This window comes from Peptoniphilus timonensis JC401 (assembly GCF_000312025.1).
Classification (GTDB): Bacteria; Bacillota; Clostridia; order Tissierellales; family Peptoniphilaceae; genus Peptoniphilus_A; species Peptoniphilus_A timonensis.
This window is the reverse complement of sequence record NZ_HE978597.1, coordinates 47,622-50,310: the sequence shown is the minus strand read 5'-3', so window position 1 is coordinate 50,310 and position 2,689 is coordinate 47,622. Positions and strand designations below refer to the sequence as shown.

Genomic DNA, 2,689 nt, shown 5'->3' with positions numbered 1-2,689 from the left:
AATTTAGCTGTTGATAGAAACGTTTTAATTCCTTTATTAAACGATAAAGAAAAGTTTGATTTTGAAATTCAAGAAGAGCAAGGTTTTACAACTAATCAAGTAATTTTTTATAATTATTTAATTAAGGTTCGTTCTTCTGATGAGTTTAAAAAAATTAAAGAAGATGAGGCTGAACTTGAAAAAAGATATCTTGATTTTATGGATTCTATATTTAAGAAATATGCTAATTAAGGGGGTTAAATATGATTGTTGATGATTTGCTTTATTGTAGTTTAAACATTGTAAATGAAAAGGGTTCAACAGTTGGAACTCAATTTATTGTAGGTATTGATACAGAAAAAGAGATTTTAAATGTTTTTTGTGAAGAAAATCCTGGTACTTCAAAGTTTTATGATTTGCCTTTTACCTATCTTGGGTTCATTGATAGGGAAATAGACGGCTCTTTTGTTAAACTTGTTAGACACAGAAAAGCAACGATTGAGAAAAAAATAAATATATATAATTTTTATTTAAATAAGTATAAGGGGGTGTAGTATTTTAAGGTATTTATTATTTGCAAGAAGATTTTATAGTTGTTGTTTAAAATTTTGGCATATTTTACAATAATTTCGCTTTAATTTCTTCTTGCTTTTATTTTTTGAATTGGCAAAGAAAAATAAAAAATTAAATGTCTTTTTTTGTGGGTTACAAATTACAAAGTATTTTTTTCTATGTAATAGTTTCTTCTTTTAAGTTATTTATTATCTACAAGAGAGAGAAACAAATAACAAAACAAAAAGGAGATTTGATTATGAAAAATACTACTTATAATGGATACAAAAATTATAATACTTGGAATATTGCTCTTTGGATTAGCAACAATTATAACCTTTATAATTTAGCTGTTGATTTCATGAATAACTTTAAGGGTCAAGCACCTTATAAGAAGTTCATCGAGTTTTTAGAATTATCAAATTCTAAAACACCAGATAATGTTAAATACATTGATAACAAGTTAAGTTATAGAGAACTTAATAGTTTCATGAGAGATTTAATCTAAAATTAAATTCCCCCTTAATAGGGGGTTGGGTTTATAAAAAATTATAGAGAGGAGTTTTATTTATGTTTAACATTAATATTTTATTAGACGAGGTTAAAAATCAATTTATTAATTGTTTAGAAAATTTTGACAAAACTTATGCTTTTTTGGTTGAGGTTGCTTTTGGTGGTTATCATTTCAGCGAAGAAGAGGCCGTTAATCTTTTAAAGGCTTTAGGAAAGGATAAGGTTGTTGATTGGGTTGTTGATTTTGAAAGTGTTGGCTTTAGCGAGGTTACAACTGATTTAAATAATCCTTTTAAACTTGTGAATAGTTTTTTCTATGAGTTGGGAGAGACTCTTTTATACGGCAACGAAGAACTTTATAATCTTTACGAATTTAATTCTGAAGAGATGGCAACTAAAGAAATGAATGATAAGTTTATTAAAATTATTAAAGGAATTAAAAGTTTTTAATTCCTTATTTTTTTAATTTTTTTGAATTGGCAAAAGAAAAATAAGGATCTGGAAAAAATCTTTTCTCTAGATATACAAATTACACAAAACCCAATATATTATTTAGTCCTTTTAAGTTATTTATTATCTACAAGAGAGAGAAACAAATAATAAAACAAAAAGGAGATTTGATTATGAGAACTGATTTACAATTATTAGAAGAAAGAGTTAACAAGGCTTATGATTATTTAATGGAAGTTTATAGAGCTTATGCTAGGGGAGAAGATGAAGATTTTTATGAAGAGTATGATTTAGATAATCTTTGGGATTATATAACTGATTCTTATGATTTAGAATATACTAAAACACTTCAAGGCGATTTTAGAGGTTGCCGTTTAGCGATTGCTCTTGGTGGTCCTAACATTTACATTGATACACAAGAAAACAGGTTAGAGGGCTACTGGGGTGGTACAAAGTTTTATAAAGAGTTTGAATCTTGGGATGTTTGTAATGAAATTGATGATATAGTTGAAGAATTAGTTAGTTATCAATAAGGGGGTTATTCCCTCTAACATTTAAGGGGGGTTTAATATGTTATTTGATAATGATTTTATGTTTTATGATTTTATGTTTTGTGATTGTTTAGATGATGATTTTTTATTATTCAATAGATTTTTTTCTGATGAGAATAATAGAAATGATGTTGATGTTGTTGATGATATTTCTGAAAATTATTCAAATTCTTTTAAGGAATCTTTAGATGATTCTTTTGATTATTGATTTTAAAGTGAGGTATTTTATGATTACTATTAAGGATATTTACAATTTAATTGCTAATAAGGTTATGGTGGAAGATGATTCGCCTTATGGGGGTAAGTCTTTTGATGATGAAACTTATTCTGATTTTATTTTTGAAAATAATATTTCTTTAAGTTCTTCTTTAGATTATTTTGATAAGATTTTAAAAGAATCTGGTTTTGTTCCTGTTAGTGAATGTTTTAATTTTGATTTTATTTAAGGGTTGAGTAAAAGTCGACCCTTATTTTTAAATTGCCAAGAATTTTAAATTGGCAAAGAAAAATAAAAAGTAAATGTCTTTTTTTGTGGGTTACAAATTACAAAGTATTTTTTTCTATGTAATAGTTTCTTCTTTTAAGTTATTTATTATTTACAAGAGAGAAAACAAGGTTACTAAAAAGGAGAAATGATTATGAAA

At 25.7% G+C, this 2,689-nt stretch carries 7 protein-coding genes; all 7 read left to right on the top strand.

From position 1 onward, the window contains the following. A partial coding sequence (locus tag HGPT_RS09220) for a hypothetical protein (protein ID WP_040542882.1) occupies positions 1 to 231 on the top strand: 231 nt, incomplete at its 5' end. An 11-nt stretch (positions 232 to 242) separates the two neighbouring features. After that, positions 243 to 533, top strand: coding sequence for a hypothetical protein (locus tag HGPT_RS07675; protein ID WP_019139259.1), 291 nt, complete (start codon positions 243 to 245; stop codon positions 531 to 533). A gap of 257 nt (positions 534 to 790) precedes the next feature. Further along, positions 791 to 1,039, top strand: coding sequence for a DUF7249 family protein (locus HGPT_RS07670; protein WP_019139258.1), 249 nt, complete (start codon positions 791 to 793; stop codon positions 1,037 to 1,039). Positions 1,040 to 1,101: 62 nt separating this feature from the next. Beyond that, positions 1,102 to 1,494 (top strand): hypothetical protein, encoded by a 393-nt coding sequence (locus tag HGPT_RS07665; protein WP_019139257.1) that lies wholly within the window; start codon positions 1,102 to 1,104, stop codon positions 1,492 to 1,494. A gap of 173 nt (positions 1,495 to 1,667) precedes the next feature. Continuing rightward, the gene (locus HGPT_RS07660; protein WP_019139256.1) at positions 1,668 to 2,027 is read left to right on the top strand and encodes a hypothetical protein; all 360 of its coding nucleotides are present in this window, start codon (positions 1,668 to 1,670) and stop codon (positions 2,025 to 2,027) included. A 37-nt stretch (positions 2,028 to 2,064) separates the two neighbouring features. Continuing rightward, positions 2,065 to 2,253 carry a hypothetical protein gene (locus HGPT_RS07655; RefSeq protein ID WP_019139255.1) on the top strand — a complete coding sequence of 63 codons (189 nt, stop codon included), beginning with the start codon at positions 2,065 to 2,067 and terminating at the stop codon, positions 2,251 to 2,253. Between the two features lie 19 nt (positions 2,254 to 2,272). Beyond that, positions 2,273 to 2,491 carry a hypothetical protein gene (locus tag HGPT_RS07650; RefSeq protein ID WP_155799249.1) on the top strand — a complete coding sequence of 73 codons (219 nt, stop codon included), beginning with the start codon at positions 2,273 to 2,275 and terminating at the stop codon, positions 2,489 to 2,491. Positions 2,492 to 2,689: the final 198 nt, after the last annotated feature.

Coding starts and splice junctions, on each gene's coding strand:
- HGPT_RS07675 (WP_019139259.1), top strand. CDS start 243: ATGATTGTTGATGATTTGCTTTATTGTAGTTTAAACATTGTAAATGAA.
- HGPT_RS07670 (WP_019139258.1), top strand. CDS start 791: ATGAAAAATACTACTTATAATGGATACAAAAATTATAATACTTGGAAT.
- HGPT_RS07665 (WP_019139257.1), top strand. CDS start 1,102: ATGTTTAACATTAATATTTTATTAGACGAGGTTAAAAATCAATTTATT.
- HGPT_RS07660 (WP_019139256.1), top strand. CDS start 1,668: ATGAGAACTGATTTACAATTATTAGAAGAAAGAGTTAACAAGGCTTAT.
- HGPT_RS07655 (WP_019139255.1), top strand. CDS start 2,065: ATGTTATTTGATAATGATTTTATGTTTTATGATTTTATGTTTTGTGAT.
- HGPT_RS07650 (WP_155799249.1), top strand. CDS start 2,273: ATGATTACTATTAAGGATATTTACAATTTAATTGCTAATAAGGTTATG.